This window comes from Ruminococcus bromii (genome assembly GCF_002834225.1).
In the GTDB taxonomy this organism is placed as follows: Bacteria; Bacillota; Clostridia; order Oscillospirales; family Acutalibacteraceae; genus Ruminococcoides; species Ruminococcoides bromii.
The window spans coordinates 133,704-154,255 of sequence record NZ_NNSR01000026.1 but is presented as its reverse complement, the minus strand read 5'-3'; the positions used below and the strand labels follow the sequence as shown (position 1 = coordinate 154,255).

Annotated in this window: 21 protein-coding genes and 1 tRNA gene; 18 read left to right on the top strand and 4 right to left on the bottom strand. The window is 39.3% G+C overall.

All coding sequences use genetic code 11. From position 1 onward, the window contains the following. Positions 1-139: 139 nt before the first annotated feature. From RBATCC27255_RS02235 to RBATCC27255_RS02225, 3 genes are read right to left on the bottom strand one after another with little or no spacing between them, the layout of a single operon-like run. Positions 140-1,732 (bottom strand): NAD(P)/FAD-dependent oxidoreductase, encoded by a 1,593-nt coding sequence (locus RBATCC27255_RS02235; protein ID WP_101028543.1) that lies wholly within the window; start codon positions 1,730-1,732, stop codon positions 140-142. After that, positions 1,729-2,961 carry an aminoacetone oxidase family FAD-binding enzyme gene (locus RBATCC27255_RS02230; RefSeq protein ID WP_101028542.1) on the bottom strand — a complete coding sequence of 411 codons (1,233 nt, stop codon included), beginning with the start codon at positions 2,959-2,961 and terminating at the stop codon, positions 1,729-1,731. The genes RBATCC27255_RS02235 and RBATCC27255_RS02230 overlap by 4 nt, the downstream gene beginning before the upstream one ends. Before the next feature lie 50 nt (positions 2,962-3,011). Continuing rightward, a complete protein-coding gene (locus tag RBATCC27255_RS02225; protein WP_021883034.1) occupies positions 3,012-3,488 on the bottom strand; it encodes a COG2426 family protein in 477 nt (158 codons plus the stop codon). 217 nt (positions 3,489-3,705) lie between these two features. Here RBATCC27255_RS02225 and RBATCC27255_RS02220 point away from each other — a divergent pair, with 217 nt between their 5' ends. The 8 genes from RBATCC27255_RS02220 (at position 3,706) to mnmL (ending at position 10,898) form a co-directional block, all read left to right on the top strand. Beyond that, a complete protein-coding gene (locus tag RBATCC27255_RS02220) occupies positions 3,706-4,155 on the top strand; it encodes a VanZ family protein (protein ID WP_046432120.1) in 450 nt (149 codons plus the stop codon). A 4-nt stretch (positions 4,156-4,159) separates the two neighbouring features. Further along, the gene (locus tag RBATCC27255_RS02215) at positions 4,160-5,569 is read left to right on the top strand and encodes an MATE family efflux transporter (protein WP_242958536.1); all 1,410 of its coding nucleotides are present in this window, start codon (positions 4,160-4,162) and stop codon (positions 5,567-5,569) included. 51 nt (positions 5,570-5,620) lie between these two features. After that, on the top strand, positions 5,621-6,001 hold the full coding sequence (locus RBATCC27255_RS02210) for a hypothetical protein (protein ID WP_101028539.1): 381 nt from the start codon (positions 5,621-5,623) through the stop codon (positions 5,999-6,001). Beyond that, positions 5,976-6,584, top strand: coding sequence for a site-2 protease family protein (locus tag RBATCC27255_RS10625; protein WP_341458188.1), 609 nt, complete (start codon positions 5,976-5,978; stop codon positions 6,582-6,584). The genes RBATCC27255_RS02210 and RBATCC27255_RS10625 overlap by 26 nt, the downstream gene beginning before the upstream one ends. 12 nt (positions 6,585-6,596) lie before the next feature. Further along, the gene (locus tag RBATCC27255_RS02200; RefSeq protein WP_101028537.1) at positions 6,597-8,453 is read left to right on the top strand and encodes a TIGR03960 family B12-binding radical SAM protein; all 1,857 of its coding nucleotides are present in this window, start codon (positions 6,597-6,599) and stop codon (positions 8,451-8,453) included. Beyond that, complete coding sequence (locus RBATCC27255_RS02195; protein ID WP_169923207.1) at positions 8,428-9,087, top strand: TIGR03936 family radical SAM-associated protein; 660 nt, start codon at positions 8,428-8,430, stop codon at positions 9,085-9,087. Before RBATCC27255_RS02200 ends, RBATCC27255_RS02195 begins: the two co-directional genes overlap by 26 nt. 8 nt (positions 9,088-9,095) lie before the next feature. Beyond that, positions 9,096-9,779, top strand: coding sequence for a hypothetical protein (locus RBATCC27255_RS02190; RefSeq protein ID WP_101028535.1), 684 nt, complete (start codon positions 9,096-9,098; stop codon positions 9,777-9,779). Positions 9,780-9,995: 216 nt separating this feature from the next. Next, entirely contained in the window at positions 9,996-10,898 is a 903-nt protein-coding gene (mnmL, locus tag RBATCC27255_RS02185; protein WP_101028534.1) for a tRNA modification radical SAM protein MnmL/YtqA, read from the top strand. Positions 10,899-10,910: 12 nt separating this feature from the next. Here the strand turns inward: mnmL and RBATCC27255_RS02180 are convergent, their stop codons facing one another. Beyond that, on the bottom strand, positions 10,911-11,603 hold the full coding sequence (locus RBATCC27255_RS02180) for a cohesin domain-containing protein (protein WP_101028533.1): 693 nt from the start codon (positions 11,601-11,603) through the stop codon (positions 10,911-10,913). A gap of 173 nt (positions 11,604-11,776) precedes the next feature. On the opposite strand from RBATCC27255_RS02180, the gene RBATCC27255_RS02175 reads away from it, so the two are divergent. The 10 genes from RBATCC27255_RS02175 to RBATCC27255_RS02130 all read left to right on the top strand — a co-directional run bounded on the left by RBATCC27255_RS02175 (position 11,777) and on the right by RBATCC27255_RS02130 (position 20,540). Continuing rightward, positions 11,777-11,869, top strand: a tRNA-Ser gene (locus RBATCC27255_RS02175). Positions 11,870-12,465: 596 nt separating this feature from the next. Continuing rightward, positions 12,466-12,693 carry a hypothetical protein gene (locus RBATCC27255_RS02170; protein WP_101028532.1) on the top strand — a complete coding sequence of 76 codons (228 nt, stop codon included), beginning with the start codon at positions 12,466-12,468 and terminating at the stop codon, positions 12,691-12,693. Between the two features lie 120 nt (positions 12,694-12,813). Beyond that, positions 12,814-13,677 carry a DUF5685 family protein gene (locus tag RBATCC27255_RS02165; RefSeq protein WP_101028531.1) on the top strand — a complete coding sequence of 288 codons (864 nt, stop codon included), beginning with the start codon at positions 12,814-12,816 and terminating at the stop codon, positions 13,675-13,677. Next, a complete protein-coding gene (locus RBATCC27255_RS02160; protein WP_101028530.1) occupies positions 13,670-14,275 on the top strand; it encodes a J domain-containing protein in 606 nt (201 codons plus the stop codon). Before RBATCC27255_RS02165 ends, RBATCC27255_RS02160 begins: the two co-directional genes overlap by 8 nt. 1 nt (position 14,276) lies before the next feature. Then, positions 14,277-14,834, top strand: coding sequence for a hypothetical protein (locus RBATCC27255_RS02155; RefSeq protein ID WP_101028529.1), 558 nt, complete (start codon positions 14,277-14,279; stop codon positions 14,832-14,834). 36 nt (positions 14,835-14,870) lie between these two features. Beyond that, positions 14,871-17,354, top strand: coding sequence for an SH3 domain-containing protein (locus tag RBATCC27255_RS02150; protein WP_101028528.1), 2,484 nt, complete (start codon positions 14,871-14,873; stop codon positions 17,352-17,354). A gap of 28 nt (positions 17,355-17,382) precedes the next feature. Continuing rightward, a complete protein-coding gene (proC, locus tag RBATCC27255_RS02145) occupies positions 17,383-18,183 on the top strand; it encodes a pyrroline-5-carboxylate reductase (protein WP_101028527.1) in 801 nt (266 codons plus the stop codon). Positions 18,184-18,256: 73 nt separating this feature from the next. Then, positions 18,257-18,925 carry a stage II sporulation protein M gene (locus tag RBATCC27255_RS02140; RefSeq protein WP_169923206.1) on the top strand — a complete coding sequence of 223 codons (669 nt, stop codon included), beginning with the start codon at positions 18,257-18,259 and terminating at the stop codon, positions 18,923-18,925. Positions 18,926-18,939: 14 nt separating this feature from the next. Beyond that, positions 18,940-19,893: a DUF624 domain-containing protein gene (locus RBATCC27255_RS02135; protein WP_101028525.1), complete on the top strand. Its 954-nt coding sequence runs from the start codon at positions 18,940-18,942 to the stop codon at positions 19,891-19,893. Continuing rightward, positions 19,890-20,540: a flagellar basal body-associated FliL family protein gene (locus tag RBATCC27255_RS02130; RefSeq protein ID WP_101028524.1), complete on the top strand. Its 651-nt coding sequence runs from the start codon at positions 19,890-19,892 to the stop codon at positions 20,538-20,540. The genes RBATCC27255_RS02135 and RBATCC27255_RS02130 overlap by 4 nt, the downstream gene beginning before the upstream one ends. Positions 20,541-20,552 lie beyond the last annotated feature (12 nt).

Below are 20,552 nucleotides of genomic sequence, written 5' to 3'. Positions count from 1 at the left end.
TATATAAGAGCCGCCCCATTGATTAAGTGCTTTTTGCCTTTTTGATTTTTCATTATATTGGGGCGGCATTATTTCTTGGTGAAATCACAATACAAAATAAACCGGCAGTAAACAATCCGATTAGTTTCTGCCGGTTTATTTATCTATTCGATTTTTCAATGATTTTTTCGGCACATTTAATGCCGTCAACTGCGGCGGAGATAATTCCGCCTGCATAGCCTGCACCTTCTCCGCACGGATACAGTCCTTCAATAAGTACACTTTCGAGTGTATCTGTTTTTCTCATTATTCTGACGGGAGAAGAGCTTCTGCTCTCAACGCCAGTCAAAACAGTGTCACCGTCATCAAAGCCGTGCAACATTCTGCCCATTTTTACAATGCCCTGAGCCATTGAAGTGCTGATATATTCGGGAAAAATTTCATTTAGATTTGAAAATTCATAATTCGGACCGATACTCGGCTTTACATCACCGAGATGTGTGGATTTTCTGTTATTAAGAAAATCGTCAACTCTTTGTATGGGCGCATTATAATTTTCACCGCCGGCAACAAATGCTTTTGATTCAAGCTTTCTCTGTAAATACATTCCGGCAAGCGGATGGTCAGATTCATAATCATCCGGGTTTATTCCTACAAGCAACGCTGAATTTGAATTTTCGGCATCTCGAGCAAATTCACTCATACCATTGGTGCAAAGTTTGTTTTCTTCGCTTGACGCATTGACAACCATGCCACCGGGACACATACAAAATGTATACACACCCCGTCCGTTATCAAGATGCGTATTAAGTTTATAATTTGCCGAGCCGAGTTTTTCGTTGCCCGCAAATCTGCCGTATTGTGCCTTATCAACTTTTTGACGAAGATGTTCAATTCTTGCTCCTACCGAGAAAGGCTTTGCCTCAATCGGCAATTTTAAATCATAAAGCATTTCAAAAGTATCCCTTGCACTGTGACCGATTGCAAGAATAACATTGTCTGTTTCTATAATTTCATCGCCGTTAGCCGTTTCAACAGTTATAGATTTCAGCTTGTTATCACTAAAAGCCATTGAAACAAGCTTTGTTTCAAACATAACCCTTCCGCCGAGTTCAATAATCTCGTTGCGGATATTTTTTATTGTGCCTTTTAGCATATCCGTTCCGATATGCGGCTTTGCGTTATAGAGAATTTCATCGGGTGCGCCGTGGCTTACAAATTCTTCAAGCACCTTGCGTTGTCTTATATCTTTTGTACCTGAATTTAGTTTGCCGTCAGAAAATGTTCCCGCACCGCCTTCGCCGAACTGAACATTTGAAGTTATGTCAAGCTTACCGCTTGTCCAGAACCTGTTCACATCAGCAGTTCGCCTGTCAACATCACGACCTCTTTCAATAAGAATTGGATTTGCACCGCTTCTTGTCAGAATAAGTGCCGCAAACAATCCAGCCGGACCTGCTCCGACAACAATGGGGGATGGCGCATTGCCAAATTTCATCTGATTATATTCATACTTTCTCGCAATTTGAGCGTTACCGCATTTTTTACATACCTTTTCCTCGTTGATATTAAGTTCAGCGTCAACGGTTGTAAGAAAGTAGATATTATCCTTTTTTCTTGCGTCAACCGATCTGCGAAAAATCTTACAGCTTTTTATGGATTTTTCTTCAATCCTCAGCTGTTTAGCCACTGCCTTGCGAACCGATTTATCATCGTAGTCAAGGCTTAAATGTATATTATTCACTCTGATCATAAATTTTCTCCTGCAATAATTCCGCCGGCAAATGCAAAATGAAGATTAAATCCTCCGCATTCACCGCAAATGTCAATCGCCTCACCGCATACAAAAAGATTTTTCACAATTTTACTCATCATAGTGTTTTCGTCAATTTCTTTGCCTAAAACACCGCCCAAAGCACATTGTGCGTGTGAAAAATCTTCTTTTCCGCTTACTGTAAATGACATCGATTTTATTGTTTTGCAAATTCCTGATACTTCGTCCTTTGAAAGCTTGGAACAAATCTTTGACAAATCAACTCGGCTGATTTTCAGAATTGCCTGTCCGATTCTCTTCTGAAAAATCCCTGTCAAAAGCTGTTCACACGGCAAATCAGAAAACAATGATATATGTTGTCTGATTATTTTAATCAGCTCATTTTCCGAATAATCGGGCAATAAATCAAGCACTATTTTGTCGTTCGGTTTAGCAAACAATGAAAGATTGAATACACAAATTCCCGACAGCGAATTCTCGGTAAATTGAATTTCGCCTGTTTCTTCCTTGATTAATCGACCGTGTTCACCGTATAACTGTGCCTTGCCCGTAACTCTTAGACCTTTTAATATTTTCAGAACATCGCTTTTAACCTTAACAGGGCATAAAGCAGGGGAGAACGAAACAACCTTGTGACCGAAATTTTTAAGATAATCAATTGCACTTGCATTTCCGCCAAGCTTAGGAGCGGCTTTTGAACCGTTTGCAATCACAAGCTTGTTACATATGAAATCGTACTTTTTCTCGCTGTCATCAGATGAAATTTTAAAACCGTTTGAAAATTTTTTTATAGAATTGACATTCTGTTCCGTGAAAACATCTATTCCGAGTGTTTCAACCTGTAAGCGCAGAACATCCAGAACAGATGCGGCGTGTTTGCTTATCGGGTAGTATCTGCCCTCGTTATCGTGAAAGCTTAAAAGACCTAAATCTTTAAAAATATTCGCCATCTCATCACCGCTGAATCTTTCAAAAATCTTCTCGCTTTGCTTTTTGAATGAACCGACATATTTATCGGGGGATATACAGTGATTTGTCAGGTTGCATCTGCCGTTGCCTGTTGACATCAGCTTTTTGCCTAATCTGTCATTTTTTTCGATTATTGCAATTTTCTTTGAACGGTCATGTTTCTTTGCTGTGATTGCACACAGAAGTCCCGATGCACCGCCGCCGATTATAATTGCGTCATATATATGTTTCTTTTCCATTTTATAAATTCACCAAAAAATAAGGGCAGCGATGTGCTGCCCAAAATTATTTACGGAGCAAAAATAAAGTTGATTCCGTTTGCTACAAGTACCGAACCGATACCCATTATAATGCCTGCGATAACAACACCGCACATAACGGCTATAACGCTTTTCTTAAATCCGAGGTCAAGAATACTTGCCGCAAGTGTTCCTGTCCATGCGCCTGTGCCGGGAAGAGGGATGCCTACGAAAAGCATAAGTGCAACAAACATTCCGTTGCCTGCTTTTGCCTCAAGTTTTCTGCCGCCTTTTTCGCCTTTTTCAAGACAGAAAGAAAAGAATCTGCCGATAAACTTCTTGTCAGAACCCCAAACAAGAACCTTTCTTGCAAAGAGGTAGATAATCGGAACCGGGAGCATATTGCCTAAAATGCAGATTACATATGTCCAAAAAAGATTTAAGTCATTTGCAACCGCAACAGGCACAGCACCTCTGATTTCTACTATCGGAACCATTGAAATAAAAAATACTATTAAATACCACATATTTGCTCCTTAGAAATTATATTTTGCCAATACCTGATAAGTATAACAGATTTAAAAGTTTTTTTCAATATTTGAGCAAGATAAAATCTTCCATAATAAAGCCTTAAAATTTGATTTATTTGTACATTATGATAAATAATTATTCAAAAGTTGACATTGACTGAATAATCTGTAAAATATATTATGGAGTGATTTGATGAAAACGAATTCCTGTTCAATGCGATTCAGAATAATTATGTTTGTTTTGACCGCGTCAGTGATTGCATTTGCGTTTATTCATTCTTCAATGCCGTCAGTTGAGTCGGCACAAGAGAGTGAAAGCGTCCTTGATTTTGTCACAGTAATTTTGAAATTTTTCGGAATCGATCCGAATCTTTCGGACCACATAATCAGAAAGATTGCTCATTTTACGGAATATACCGTTCTGGGAGCATTGCTCTGTTCATGTGCCTATTCATTTGACCGAATCAAGCCGATAAAATTTGTACCCTACACCGTTTCTATCGGACTGTTTACCTGTTTTGTTGATGAAACAATTCAGCTTGGGATTGAGGGAAGATCGGGACAGGTGAGCGATATGTGGATTGACTTTTTCGGTGTGTTGCTTGGTACGGCTGTAATGCTTGTTGCATTTTGGATTTACAGGAAGATACGAAAGATCAACTAACTATATGTATGCGAATAAGAAAGGAATCAGTATGGGAAATATGGAAAATTCAGTAAAGCCCCATGAAAACAAAATGGGAACTATGCCAATGACAAGGCTAATTCTGACAATGAGTCTGCCTGCAATTTTTTCAATGACAATTCAGGCAATGTATAATGTTGTTGACAGTATTTTTATCGGCAACTATGACGCAGACGGACTGACCGCAACTTCGCTTGCGTATCCTCTGCAAATGCTTTTGATTGCGTTTGCAGCCGGTACGGCAGTCGGTGTAAACTCGTTTGTTTCAAGAAAATTAGGTGAGAAAAATTTTGTTCAGGCAAACGACGGAGCAACTCACGGTTTTGTAACCTGTATTTTTAATTATGTAATATTTTTATTGCTCGGACTTTTTGCGGTTCGCCCGTTTATGGCAATGTACACGCAGAATGAGGCTATTCTAAATTACGGAATCCAGTATCTGACGGTTGTACTTTGCTTCTCGTTCTTTTCAATTGTACAGATTATGATTGAAAAAACGCTTCAGGCAACAGGCAATATGATATTCCCGATGTTATCCCAGCTTTTCGGTGCAATTGTAAATATTATTTTTGACCCGCTCCTGATTTTCGGTATAGGAATTTTCCCCGAACTCGGTGTTCTTGGTGCGGCAATTGCTACTGTATTCGGTCAATTCTGCGGTATGGTTTTCTGCCTTTGCATTCTTTTCTTTAAGAATAACGAAGTTAAAGTTTCGTTCAAACATTTCAAATTGAATGGTTCTACATTAAAATCTATCTATGTTGTAGGCTTTCCGTCAGTAATTATGCAGTCAATAGGTTCCGTTATGATTATCGGACTCAATGCAATTCTTGCTGTTTCGGAGGCTGCCGTTACTGTTCTCGGTATATATTATAAATTACAGAGCTTTGTATTCATGCCTTGTTTCGGACTCAATCAGGGCGTAATGCCGATTATCGGTTATAACTACGGTGCAAGAAAGAAAAAGAGAATGTATTCCGCTTTAAAGCGTGGCATCATCATTGGCGTAATTATTATGGCGGTCGGCACAATTCTTATGTGGACAATCCCCGAACAGCTTATTGCTATGTTTGGCGGCACACAGGATATTATGGATATCGGTGTCCCTGCATTCAGAATCATCAGCCTTTGCTTTATTCCTGCCGCTGCCGGCATTATCTTTACAACACTTTTTCAGGCAGTCGGAAAGGGACTGCGCAGTCTTATTATGTCATTCTGTCGTCAGCTTGTACTCATTCTTCCGATTGCGTGGGTGCTTTCTATGGTGTTTGATTATACAGCCGTATGGTATGCATTCCCGATTGCGGAATTTTTCTCGTTAATGCTTGCAATTGCATTTTTTGTCAACCTTACAAAAGGCGATTTTAAAAGACTTGACCAAAAGATTGAATGATGCAGTTAAATTTGTTCACCTCATTGCATATATTGCATTGAGGTGATTTTTTTGACAGAAAATAATGATGACAGAAATACCATTACATATGACGATGACTGGAAATCTGTTTCGTATTCGGAATACCCGAAGGTATCGGAGGAGCTTGATTCAGGTGAGGAAGATGTGAACTCTTTATCGGCTGAAAATAGTGATGAAAAGAAAAATTCTCCGAAACAGCTTGTGATAACAATTCAACTTGTGTGTTGTATTATTATAGCTCTTGCGGCTTTTTTGCTTAATTTATTCGGCGGTGAGGTCTATGCCGCAACACGGGAATGGTACTATTCAAACCTTGAAAAATCCGTTGTTTTTGATACGGGCGATAATAAAATAGATTTATCAAATCTGTTTACTGCAACAAGCGATGAAGTTTCGTCTGCTGAACATTGATTTTACGGTTTCGTATTCACTCATTTGTCTTGGGGCAATATGTGTGATACTGAACATATTTTTAGAATTTCTATGTTGCATTATGGCTGTGATTATTCATGAATGCGGTCATCTTTTTGCAATGCTCATTTGTAAATCTCCGCCTGGTAAAATCAAAATTTCGCTGTTTGAAATCAAGATTATCAACTCTTCAAGGCAGTTAAACACAACCTGTCAGAACATTTTTATAATTTTTTTCGGACCTTTAGTCAATTTCATTTGTTTTATTCTGTTTTATCTGTTATACTTATGTAATAGTGAATTTTTATTGCCGATTGCCATGGCGAATCTCTGCACAGGGCTTTTTAATATGCTGCCGGTTATGTCGCTTGACGGCGGACAGCTTATGTATGTTATTCTGTGCGGAAAATTCTCGGGAAAATCAGCCGAAAGAATTATAAATATAACTGCTCTTATAATTCTTTTTCCGCTGACGGTACTCGGCTTTACGGTCTTGCTAAATTCAAAATATAATTTTTCGCTGTTGTTTGTGTGTATATATCTCATTGCGTCACTTTTGTTCAGAAACAACGGCTACTACTGACGGAGGATTTCTATGGTCAGCAAAGAAGTTGAAAAATTACTTCTGAAGGTTCAAAAACCCGGCAGATATGTCGGCGGTGAACTCAACGAAGTAATCAAGGATAAAAAGAAAGTAGATTGCAGATTTGCCTTCTGCTTTCCCGATACCTATGAGGTAGGTATGTCCCATCTCGGAATGAAAATTCTTTACAGCCTTATGAACGCTGTGCCGTACATTTGGTGCGAAAGAGTTTTTGCCCCATGGGTTGATATGGAAGAAGAGATGATAAAACACAATATTCCGCTTTATGCGCTTGAAAGCGGAGATCCCGTGTCCGATTTTGACTTTATCGGTTTCACTCTCCAGTATGAACTCAGCTTTACAAATATGCTCAATATGCTCAGGCTTTCGGGTGTGCCGATTAAAAGCTGTGACAGAAAAGAACTTAAAAACATAGTAGTTGCAGGCGGACCGTGTGCCTGCAACCCCGAGCCGATTGCAGATTTTGTCGATATTTTCTTCATCGGTGAGGGAGAAGAGGTTGACCTTGAGGTTATTGAACTTTTCAGAAGGTGCAGAGCTGAGGGTAAATCAAAACAGGAGTTTCTAGAACTCTCATCTAAAATTGAGGGTGTATACGTTCCGGCACTCTATGATGTAACATATAACGAGGACGGCACAATCAAGTCATTCACTCCAAAAGGAGATGCTCCCGCTAAAATCCACAAGCGTATTATGCTTGATATGGACAAGTCGTTCTATCCTGATAATTTTGTAGTTCCGCTCGTTGAGATAGTTCATGACAGAGCGGTTCAGGAAATTTTCCGTGGCTGTATAAGAGGCTGCCGTTTCTGTCAGGCAGGTATGATTTACCGTCCTGTCCGTGAAAAATCTCCCGAAACTATAAATAAACAATGCAGAGCATTATGTGATAACACGGGTTACGATGAAGTTTCGCTATCTTCACTCAGTTCAAGTGACTACAGTCAGATTGTACCGTTGCTTGACAAGCTGAATGAGTGGAGCAAAGACGAAAAAGTCAGCATTTCACTTCCGTCACTGCGTGTTGACGGCTTTACAGATGACATTATGAATAAGATTAAAACCGTACGCAAGAGCGGACTTACCTTTGCTCCGGAGGCAGGCAGTCAGCGTATGCGTGATGTTATCAATAAAAATGTTCGTGAAGATGAACTTTTGCAGACTTGCACAACTGCATTTGCAGGCGGCTGGACTACGGTAAAACTCTATTTTATGATTGGTCTGCCTACCGAAACAATGGACGATGTCGCCGCAATTGCCGGCCTCGGTCAGTCTGTAGTTGATGCATATTACAAATGTCCCGACAAGCCAAAGGGCAAGTCGGTGCGTGTAACCGTGTCTGCATCCTCTTTTGTACCAAAACCGTTCACCCCGTTTCAATGGGAACCGCAGGATACAATCCCTGTTCTTCATGAAAAGCAACAGCACATCAAGGACAGTATTACAACAAGAAAAATTCAGTTTAACTATCACGATGCCGATACAAGCTACCTTGAAGCAGTATTTGCAAGAGGTGACAGAAAACTCTGTAAGGTTATGGAACTTGCATGTGAAAGAGGTTTTCATTTTGACGGTTGGAATGATTGTTTCAGTCTTGAAAGGTGGCTTGAACTCTTTGATGAATGCGGTGTTGATCCGTCATTTTATGCAAACAGACACAGAAGTTTTGATGAAATTCTTCCGTGGGATCATATCGACTACGGCGTAACTAAGGATTTCCTTATCAGAGAATGTAAAAAAGCGTACGCAGATACAACAACACCGCATTGCAGACTGAAATGCAACAACTGCGGTGCGGCTAAATACGGAAAGGGTGTGTGTTTTGAAAAGCGTAAGAATATGGTTTAAAAAAGATTTTGAATGTCGCTATATTTCGCACCTTGACCTCAATCGATGTATGCTCCGTGCATTGCACAAGAGCAAAATCCCTATCTGGCATACAGAAGGATTTAACCCACATCCGTTTGCAACATTCCCGTTGCCGCTTTCGCTCGGTTTCAGAGGTGTGAATGAATGTATGGATGTCAAGCTTGAGGATGATAACTTCCCATTTGAAAAAATTATTTCAAGACTTAACGGCTGTCTGCCAAGAGGGCTTCGTGTGTTTGATGTAACGGAACCTGTTATGAAAGCCGGAAAGATTGCTTTTGCATCATTTACAATCAAGATTTCCTGTGACAGCGAAAATTCCCATACAATATGCGAACAGTTTAAAGAACTGCTTGCAAGCGAAAGTATTGAAATTGAAAAGAAATCAAAAAAAGACATAAAAACCGTTGACATAAAACAGGGTATAAAGAGCTTTGCAGTAACCGATAAGTTCGACTTTGCAGAACTTGATGTTGTTTTGTCGGCAGGCAGTTCCGACAATGTAAACCCGAATCTGCTTATATCAGCTTTTGAAAACCGTTTTTTGGTTTCCTGTGATACCGACATCACAAGAAATGACCTCTACAACGCAGATATGGAATTATTTAGATAGGTGAATATATGTTTGAATTTACAATAAGAGAAAACGATTTTTTAAACGGATTTTTAAATTTATTGAGTGACTATGTAAATAAGTCGTATAAATTCACTATGTCGTACCTGACAAGCCCTCTTTTGTCAGATATGCGTGAGAGTGAAAGACTGGTTTTGCTTGTTGTCAATAAGTCTGTTTTTCAAAATATGTACAGCTTCATCAAGCTGAATGACAGCAATATGCAGTTTGCGTCTTTTTCGTGTCTTGAGTCAGCTGTTAATTCAATGAGGCTTTACAATATTCTTGCTATCAATCCCGATTATATGCATGAATACATCACAGGAGATAAGTTTTTGCTTGAAGTATGTGAAAACGAGCTTCTTGAAAAACAGAAGAAATATAAAAAAGGCGAAGAGGAGTTCTCATTGCGTGAGTTTTCATCGGGACTACACAGATTTAATTCCTTTGAACTGAAAAACGCCGCTGTTGCTTCACAGCTTGTTGACGGCAATATTTATCTCGGTCTTTCCTGCGGCAATGAACTCGGAGAGGATTTGCAGGATGAGGTCAGAAAGAGTATGATTGGTGCATACCTTTCGCTTTCTAAGCACAACAAAATGTTTTTTAACGGCGGTATAGACAATACACTTGAAGAGCTTGAGGACAAGCTCTATGAAAAATTTCTTGAATACATCAGAAAGTTTTCTTAATTTTATTAGTAACTTTCACATTACTTTACAATAATGTTCAATTTTCTGTCACATAAGGCAGTTATTATATGTTTGTAAGATAAAGAAATGACAAAAACAAGTCACTTTATCATAAAGTAATCAGATTACAAGAACTTTTCATAGATTTCCTCTCTAATATGTCGAAAGACACAAAGGCCGGCTGAAAAGCCGGCCTTTTTAATTACAGGTGATGTTATGAATTATTACTCTTTAAACAAATATTTAAACAATACCTTTGCCGAGAAAGTGTATAAAATTTCGCTTAACGGCAATATGACCTGTCCAAACCGTGACGGAACTCTCGGAACAAAAGGATGTATATTTTGCAGCAGGGGAGGTTCCGGAGAATTTGCCGCCGACGCACTTCTTTCAATTCATGAACAAATTCAGCAGGCAAAACATCGTATCAGAAAAAAATCAGACTGCAAAAAGTATATTGCATACTTTCAGCCGTTCACAAATACCTATGCGCCTACCGAATATCTTGAAAAAATTTTTACAGAGGCAATTTCAGAGCCCGACATTGTTGCTCTTTCAATCGCAACCCGTCCCGATTGCCTGGGAAATAATGTGTTAGGTCTTCTTGAAAAGTTGAATAAGATAAAACCTGTCTGGGTAGAACTCGGATTGCAGACAATTCACGAAAAATCGGCAGATTATATAAGAAGAATGTATCCGCTCTCTGTTTATGATTCAGCTGTAGAAAATCTTCACAAAATCGGAGTAAATGTAATTACACACCTTATTTTGGGACTTCCGAATGAATCAAAAGAGATGATGCTTGATTCCGTTAAATATGTTGGCAATAAAACGGACGGAATCAAACTGCAATTGCTGCATATTTTAAAAAATACAGATTTGTGTGATGACTATGAAAACGGAAAATTTGATGTGCTTTCAATGGGGAATTATATTGATATTCTTTGCGATTGCGTTGAAGTGTTGCCTGAAAATGTTGTAATTCACCGTTTAACAGGCGACGGCGACAAAAAGCTGCTTGTTGCACCCATGTGGAGTGCCGACAAAAAGCGTGTTTTAAATTCAATTAACCGTGAATTTGCAAAGCGTGATATAACACAGGGAAGAAAAGCAAAGTAAAAGACTCCCGAATCAATCATCGGAAGTCTTGTTTTCAATAGTTTTATCATTGTGATTTTTCTCTTTTTCAGCTTTTTTCTGAGCCGATTTTTTACCGATTGCATACGCAACAGCCAAAACAGCCAAGCATCCCGCAGTTATACCCATGCCGGCAAGGAAGAATTTTATTTGCTTATCTTTAATTGGATTGTAATCAATATATTTGTCATCGGAGGCATTAACGGTTGTAGGCTCGGTCGGGTGTTTACTTTTACCGCCCTTTCCGGTAGTACTCCGTGTACTGTTTTTATTATTATTTGATGAAATCGAAGCTCCGCCAACGGTACCCGAAGCGTGCTTATATATTCTGACGCATGATGCTGTGCAGCTTCCGACATCTATAAAATTCACACCTGAATTAACACACTGTTCAACCGTGTAATCAATATATGTTGTTCCTGTTTTAAGCGTTTTAAAGGTGAAAGACAAAATTTCACTTCCGTCAGATATATTCTGACCGTCGGAATTGAGAAAAACAACTTTAACCTTGCCGCTTTTCTTGTTGACCTGAATTTTTGAGCCGTTATTCACTGCTTTAACCTTTCTGAATTCGATATAATCGGGGTCATATGTAAATTCAAAAGTTGCGGCAGAAAGTCGATTGACGGACTTTGCGGAAAGTGCAACACTGAACAGTCTGTTAGGTTTCATATCCGCGTTCTGCATTTCAAAACTTACGCTTGTGGTTGCAAACACACTTATTAAAGATATTTGCAATACTGCTATAAAAATTAAAAGAGTAGAAAATAGTTTTTTCATAGTTTGCCACATAAAATTAAAATATTTCAAAATCTCACTTGATTTTTCTGATTTCATTTGATATAATAAACAGGTCGTTTGGAGAGATGTCCGAGTTGGCCGAAGGAGCATGATTGGAAATCATGTATACGGTGAACACCGTATCAGGGGTTCGAATCCCCTTCTCTCCGCCATATATAAAACTGAGCAAACAGCCGATGTTTAGTGTTTATCGGCTGTTTGCCTGTTTTTTTAAAAACATTTTTTTGCGTTAAAATTAGATTTTTGATTTAAAATCCAACACGAAATTATGCTATCTTTTGATTGTTCGGTTATTCCGTAATTTTCTCGTTCTCGGTGTTGCAGCCTGCTTGAACAAGTAACATTGCGAATAATGACAACGCAGTTGCCTAAATCTTCAGCATAGGTTGTTGTGCTGTCAATCATATCACATTTACAATAAAAGCAAATCATAGTTACTACCATTCAAAATTCAATATAAATAATATTCCCAACACGCTGGAAATCAGGCGTGTTTTTATTTTATCTCCGAAAAATCCGGAGCAGTATATTTTGCGTTGCCGATTAAATCTTCGGAGTATTCAAACAGTTTTTCTTTGATACAAGCTACATTTTTTATCTTACAACTGAATAATAACACCTTCAAATTTATAAGTCAATAAAAAAATTGCCGAACACGGAATGAGCGTGGGCAAGGATATACGAATCGGTCAATCAGGTATGTATGTTGAACCAAATGAAAAGAGAACCCATACTTGGCTAACGAGTAATGGGCTCCAATTGCCGTTGCCTAGTTTCAAGTATGGATTCTCTGAAATTATTAAATCACAGAATCAGGGTGAAGTCAGGTACAGCTTTAAAAAAACAGGATAACGAGAATGTCAACCTGAGCATTGACGAGGTTCTTGATTTCATTGAAAGGGAAGAAAAGCAAAAGAAAACGAAGAGAAGCACACCCACGACGGAATATTTCTCGAGTATGAAGGAAATGCGGTAGGAATTGAATACGATTTACAGCATCCATAGACTTATTTAAAGAATATATCCTCATTCTGTTGCTTTTAACGCTATTTTGTTGTATAATACATTATGTATCATTGTATAAAGGAGAAAATCTGTGTTTGGTTATTTGCAGATTCAAAAAAGTGAACTGCTTGTCCGTGAAGCCGAGGCTTATAAGGCCGTGTATTGCGGGCTTTGCAGGCAAATGGGTAAGGATTACTCCGGGCTTACAAGATTTACGCTAAGCTATGACTGTACATTTTATGCAATGTTCTTAATGTCGCTTAACCGCTCCTGCAAAGGCTTCAAAGACGGCAGATGCACCTGCAATCCGCTGAAAAAATGTAAATTTGCCACAGACGAAGGCGATGCATACGGCAAAGCTGCCGCATTTTCAATGATATCGGTTTATTACAAAATCATTGATGATATTCAGGACGGCGGATTTTTTAAAAAGCTTTTGTGCAGAATCATAAAGCCTTTCTTTTCTCATCAGAGGAAAAAGGCGGCAGATAAGTATCCCGATATGGACAAAGCGGTTTCTGATATGATGAATATGCAGTATGATGCGGAACATTCGGAAAACCCATCTGTTGATATGTCGGCTCATCCAACCGCCTTAATGCTTGCAACTCTGTTTTCGGCTGAGGCTCACGATGAAATTCAAAAAAGAGTCCTTTATGAATTTGGCTATCAGCTTGGCAGATGGATTTATCTTGTGGATGCAGCAGACGATTTAAAAAAAGATATTGAATCTAATGGGTTCAATCCGTTTGTAAATAAGAAAACAGGTGAGGTAAAATCGGCGGATTTTATTGCTGCGGTGCTTAATCAATCGCTTGCGAGGGCATATGATGCCTACAATCTTATGAATTTTACCGATTTTAAAGGAATTTTAGATAATATGATGCTTTTGGGATTTCCTGCATCACAAAACAGAGTAACAAGCAAACTTGATACGGAGGTCAATAATGAATAATCCATATGAGGTTCTCGGTGTGTCTGAAACAGCTACCGATGAAGAAGTAAAAGCAGCATACAGAAACCTTGCTAAAAAATATCATCCCGATAACTACACCGACAGCCCTCTTGCGGATGTTGCGGAGCAGAAAATGAAGGAAATTAATGAGGCATACGATATGATCAATCAGATGCGTCAGAAGGGTAAGGGTACAGGCTCAACAGGCAGTTCGTCATATAACGCAAATTCTTCAAGCTCACAGTTTTACAATGTAAGAATTTACATTCAGCGCGGACTTCTTGATCAGGCTGATCAGATTCTTGAAAACACGGCTCAGTCAATGAGAACAGCCGAATGGTACTATCTTAAAGGAATGATTGCGTACCGAAGAGGTTGGTCGGAGCAGGCATTTTCATACTTTACAACTGCCTGCAATATGGATCCGGATAATAAAGAATATCAAGCCGCTCTTAACAATATGCAAAACCAAAGAGCATATAACTACGGCGGTTACACACAGACAAACCCTAATGCAACAGGCTCGTCCTTCTGCGATGTGTGTGCAGGTATGATGTGTGCAAACTGTTTGTGTGACTGTTGCAGGATGGGATGTTAGTATGAAGAACAACGGCATCAAAAAGGGTACGATGCGTATTGCGGTTTGTGGAATTGTTGCGGCGCTTTCACTTGTTTTTATGATGATGACATCACTTATACCGATAGGAACTTATGCCTTGCCCTGCCTTGCAGGAATCCTTATTTCCTGTATAGTTGTTGAATACGGTTACGGCTGGGCAATCGGTGTGTTTTGTGTAACTGCCGTGCTTTCAACGCTTCTTGCAGGCGATAAAGAGGCTGTCATCTATTTTGCTGCACTTTTTGGTTACTATCCTATTCTCAAGGGCGCTTTTGAATTTAAAATCAAAAACAAGGTCATTCAATATATATTAAAATTTGCAGTTTTTAACGCTGCAGCTATCGGCTCGTTCTTTGCAGCAACATGGCTGTTATCAATTCCGAGCGATGAATTTACAATTTTCGGTTTCTATGTTCCGTGGATATTTTTGATTGCAGGAAATATTTTCTTTTTGCTCTATGATTACGCAATTTCTGTTTTTGTTACACAGTATGTGCGCAGATTAAGAGGAAAAATATTCGGAAATTTTCATAAGTAATTATAAATCAGAGAAGTTTTGAGAAGGTGGACTCAAATGAAAAAACAAAAACTATTTGTACGCATAGTCTGTATAGTCCTTGTGGTTCTTATGGCAGTATCGGTAGGTGCTGTTGCAATAACTGCATTTTCGGCTAATGCGGCTCAATCAACCGAGGAGGTTTCCGCAAGCGTATCAGCAGGCGCATCAGGCTATATAAATGCGTCGTATGTAAATCTGAGAAGCGGTGCAGGCACAAAATATTCGGTTGTCACATGTATGGCAAAGAACACAAAATTTACTTTTGTTAACGGAAAGCTCTATAACTCAAAGTGGTACAAAATCAAGCTTAAATCAAATTCAAAGACAGGCTATGTTACAAAGGAATATGTTGCCGTAAGTTCTTCGGCAACGGCTTCAAATGTATCGGGTTATGTTTCCGATGATTATGTTAATCTGAGAAGCGGTGCCGGTACAAATTATTCTGTTGTCAGTTGCCTGAGAAAGAACACTAAGCTTACTTTTGTAAGCACTTCACTCTACAACTCCGCCTGGTATAAGGTTAAGGTTACTTCAACTGCTAAAACAGGTTACATAAAAAAAGACTATGTAAAAATGAACAGTTCAACCCAACCTGCAACAAAGGCAACACAACCCGCAACAAAGGCAACCAAACCTGTAACTCAGCCGACTGCGTCAGCGTCAACTGTAAGTGGTTATATAACAGACGATTATGTAAATCTCAGAAGCGGTGCCGGTACAAATTATTCTGTTGTCAGTTGCCTGAGAAAAAACACAAAATTTACATTTCTAAGCACATCGCTATACAACTCTAGCTGGTATAAAATTAAAGTAACTTCAACCTCTAAGACAGGTTACATAAAGAAAGATTATGTAAAGAAGGTCAGTCAGACACATCCTACAACGACACATCCTACAACGACTCATCCTACAACGACTCAGCCTACAACCGCAAAACCGTCAACAGGTTCGTCTGTTAAACTTTCCGTATCAAGCAAATCAATTTTCACAGGCAACAGATTTGCAATTACTGCAACAGCGTCGGGAAAGGTTTCTTGGTCAAGCTCAAATAAAGGCGTTGCAACCGTTGACTCTCGTGGTATTGTAACAGCCAAGAAAGCAGGCTCTGCAAAAATCACAGCTAAGTGCGGTTCACATTCTGCGGTCTGCAAAATTACAGTCAAGTCAGGTTCAAAGGTTAATATTTCAAACAGCAATGTAAATCTTCCGTGGCAGAAGTCAATGCTTTTAAAATCAAGTACAGGTGGTGTAACATGGTCAAGCTCTAATACTAAAATTGCCAAAGTTAAGAACGGTGTTGTTGATACTGTGGGGAAGGGCTATGTAACAATCACTGCCTCAACATCATACGGTGCGGCCACCTGTCTTATCCATGTTATGCCGAGGGAAAGCGTGCGTTTCTGCTATGCGTCACCAAACTCCGCTCCGCTCAATTCAACCGTTAGCTTTAAGGCTATTACCGACACAGACAGGGTAGGCGTGTATTTTGTTGTTACAAACGGCTCTACATCATATAAAGTTACTGCAAAAAACAAGGTTAAGGACGGTAATTCCTACATATGGACAGGTACTCAAAAGCTTTCAAAGTCAGGTAAATGGTCTGTAAAGGCATACTCAAAGTTTAAAACCGAATCGAAATATTACACCACAAAAGGCGGCGGTGCGGGTGAGGTGTTTGTAACCTCAACAACCAATAAAACAACAGCCGCTTGCGGCGAACGCAGAGCCAGTGACGAAGTAATTAAGCTTATTGCAAACTATGAGGGATTTTTGTCAAAGGTTACGGCAGACAGCATCACAACCGACCCTACACTCGGTTACGGCAAGGTTGTAATCTCTGGAGAGCAGTTCTACAATAACATTACAACAAATCAGGCTTATGCTTATCTTTGTCAAACCGTAAACAAGGGCGGATATACTACAACAACAAATTCTTTTCTTATAAATAACGGCGTAAAATTCAATCAACAGCAGTTTGACGCACTCGTTTGCTTTGCTTATAATGTTGGCAGCGGAGTGTTCTATAACGACTCGGAGCTTCGGGCTGTTCTTCTTAACACAGGTTCAAGCGGAACAATAAAAGCCGGTGCGTCGGGAAGTGTAAGCGCGTCCGATGTAAACCTCAGAAGTGGTGCCGGAACAAATTATTCTGTTGTTACCCGTATGAACAACGGAACAAAGCTTACCTTTGTTGACGGCAAGCTTCATAATAAAAACTGGTATAAGGTTAAGCTCTCAAATGGAAAAAAAGGATATATACACAAAGACTATGTTACTGTGTCCGGCGGTTCAAGGAATTTGAATAATGTGAACAAGCAGAAGCTCGTCAACGCACTTTTACAGTATCATCATGCGGCAGGCTCCTGTTATTGGGGACTTTTGTACAGAAGAGTTGACGAGGTGGAAACATTCCTCTACGGCGATTATGACCGTGACGGTCAGCACAATTATCACAAGTTCCATTTCTCATGTTACTCAAACCCGAGTTTCGGTATCTGATATTAATTTTTGCAAAGAAGGTCTTAAAATGAAAAAAATAGGTTTCATAGGCGCAGGCAATATGGCAACAGCCATTATAAAAGGTCTTATGGCACAAAACGATGGCAAGGCTGATTTTATCAATGCTTTTGATGTAAGCGAAGAAAAGTGTGCCGCTATGAAAAATATGGGTGCAAATGTAATGACATCTGCCGATGAAATAGCAAAGAACAGTTCAATTGTTGTTCTTGCAGTCAAGCCGCAGAATTATCCCGAGGTTCTTGAGTCCCTCAAAAACAGCATTACAACAGCCAAAACCGTGGTATCAATTGCCGCAGGCATATCTATTGCATATGTAAGAAAAGGTCTTGAATGTGACTGCCCTGTTGTAAGGGTTATGCCTAATACGCCTCTCTTGCTCAAAAAGGGTGCAACAGCACTTTGTCCGTCTGACAATATAAGTGAAGATGACAAAAAGATTGTTTATAATATGTTTGCAGGCAGTGGCATTTGCGAATATATCGACGAAAGTCATATGAATGAAATCATTGCGGTAAACGGCAGCAGTCCGGCATATATTTATCTTTTTGCCAAAGCTATGGCTGACTACGCAAAGAATTGCGGAATCGACTATAACAAGGCTATGAATCTTGTTTGCGCAACACTTGAGGGCTCGGCAGCAATGCTTCGTGAGAGCGGCGAACCTGTTGAAACTCTTATTGACAGAGTTTGTTCAAAAGGCGGCACTACAATTGCCGCAATGGATAAGCTTAAAGAACACGGCTTTTATGAGGCTGTTCTTGACGGTATGGACGCTTGTACAAAGAGGGCAGAGGAGCTTGGTAAATAATCCCTGCCAATAACATAAAACGGATATGTTCCTCATATATTTTAACGGACAACCAACGAGAGGAATGTGTTTTATGAAAAGCATTGTGTTTTCTTTTAAAAAGCGTTATTTTTTTCGCAGACCAAAGGGAATTTCACCGTCAGATGTTCGATATTTTATAAGACGGTATGCAGTTGAGCTTATCTTTGTTTCGGCATTTCTTGCAGGGCTTGTTTTCGGTTCGATTTATGCTTCAAAAGCCGACTTTCAGATGCTTAATTCACTTGATTTTCTTTTTACAACCAATCTTGATGCAAGACTTGCACAGAATGCTGTCGGCACTTTTTGTGCCTGCTTTGCGTCTGATTTTATATTTCTCACGGTTGTATTCCTTTTGGGACTTGCACCGTGGGGAATCCCATTTTTACCGTTTGTTTCGGCGTTTAAAGGCTTTGGAACCGGACTGACAGCGGCTTATCTTATGGTTACATATTCATTTAAGGGTGCGGGCTTTTATCTGCTCGTGGTGCTTCCCGGAACATTTTTGTTCAGCCTTGCACTCGTAAAGCTGTCTGCATCTGCTTTTGTGATTTCAAAGCAGATGTTCTTTAGCTTAATCGGTCATTCTCATCAAGTTAATTCTTTAAAAAATGAGGTGATTGATTATTGTTCCAAATCTGTTTCGGCACTTATAATGACTTTTTGTTCAGCTTTGCTTGACACGGCATTATGGTGCTTGTTTTCCGGAACATTTAATTTCTGATTTTGGAGGGCGCTATGGCATCAGAGAAGAACGCTGTAGCTTTGACAGGATTTTTCTCGTCATTGTTTCACAATTTACCAAAACTTTTGTTCACAAATCTGCTTTTTGCAGTTCCTTTTGCAGTTATATTCGGAATTTTCTATTTAATAAACATCTTAACCGGATTGAACTCAATGTTCATCTATTTTCTCACGGTGATTCCGCTTTTTCCGTTTTATGCCGGCGTTACTCAGGTTACTTCCCATATGGTAAGGGGAGAGGAAAATGTTGATATTTTGCCGAATTTTATTGGAGGAATAAAAGAAAACTGGCTCAGATTTCTTGTTCACGGAATCGTTATGTATGCCGCTGTGTTTATCAGCTATTATTCAATCGTCCTTTATCTCGGACTCGGTTCAAAAAACGGAATGTTTTATGTTCCTCTTGCTTTATGTATTCTGATTGCTGTTTTCTTTTTGTTTATGTTTTTTTATGTATCTCCTATGACGGTCACATTTGACATTTCAATGAAAGATATTTATAAAAACAGCGCACTTATGACATTCGGCGAGCTTAAACATAATCTGTTTGCAGTATTTGGAATTTTGATTCTGTTCCTTGTTTGCTCAACCGTGCTTATGTGCAGCTTTACTCCGGTACTGCTCATCATTTTCACAATTGTTCTTGCATTGTTCATTGTTCCGTCAATTTTATCTTTTATAATCAATTCTGCAGTTTATAAGAATATGTATTCAATGATTGTTGATAGGGATTCAAAAAGCAAAACAATTGATAAGAAAATGGAGAACAGACGCAAAGGTCAATTTCGTGATGACGAAGAAGAACCTGTTGCAGAAGATTATTCGGATCTTGAAATAGACGAATCTGCTGACGGTGATGAATTTATTTTCTATCACGGAAAAATGATGAAAAGAAGCTATCTGATAAAACTTAAAAAAGAAGCTGAAGAAAGGAAGAATTTAAAATGAGCGGAAGACACGCTGCTAATAGTTCAAAAAAACCGTTGATAATAGTTATTTGTGCTGTTGTACTTGTTGCATTGATAGCCGGTGCAGTCATCCTGTTTATGAATTTTTCAGGTAAGAATGATAATTCTGCAACAACAGTACCGACATCGGCTATTTCCACAACCGCTGTTAATACAGACCCAACACAGAATATTTCTGATTCTGCGTCCGAACCCACACAGCCTGCAGCCGAATCAGGTGTGACTTCTCAAGAGCCGACAGAACAGGGATTTACTTCAGAATCTTCTGATAATGACAGTGAAATTGTTGTTCCTACTATAAGCGGTGAAGAGCAAAAGCCAAAGTTCAGCGCCACCCTCGTTCCGTATTATGCAAAAGATGAAAATTCATCCGAAGAGGTATCTTTGAGGGACCTTTTCGGTTCGGCATATTCAGGCGGCGGCTTCACTTTTAACGAGGACGGAACTTTCATTGACGGTATTACAAATACCTCGGCAAATTCGGGTGCGTATATTGTTGAGGGCGATAACATAATAATTACATATTCAAACGATAAGAATGTAATTGCCGCCGTAACCGAGTGGAACGGTAATGTTCCTAAAGAATTTACAGTAAACTTTGGTGGTATTACTGTATCGTTCAAGTAATTATCGGTGAGA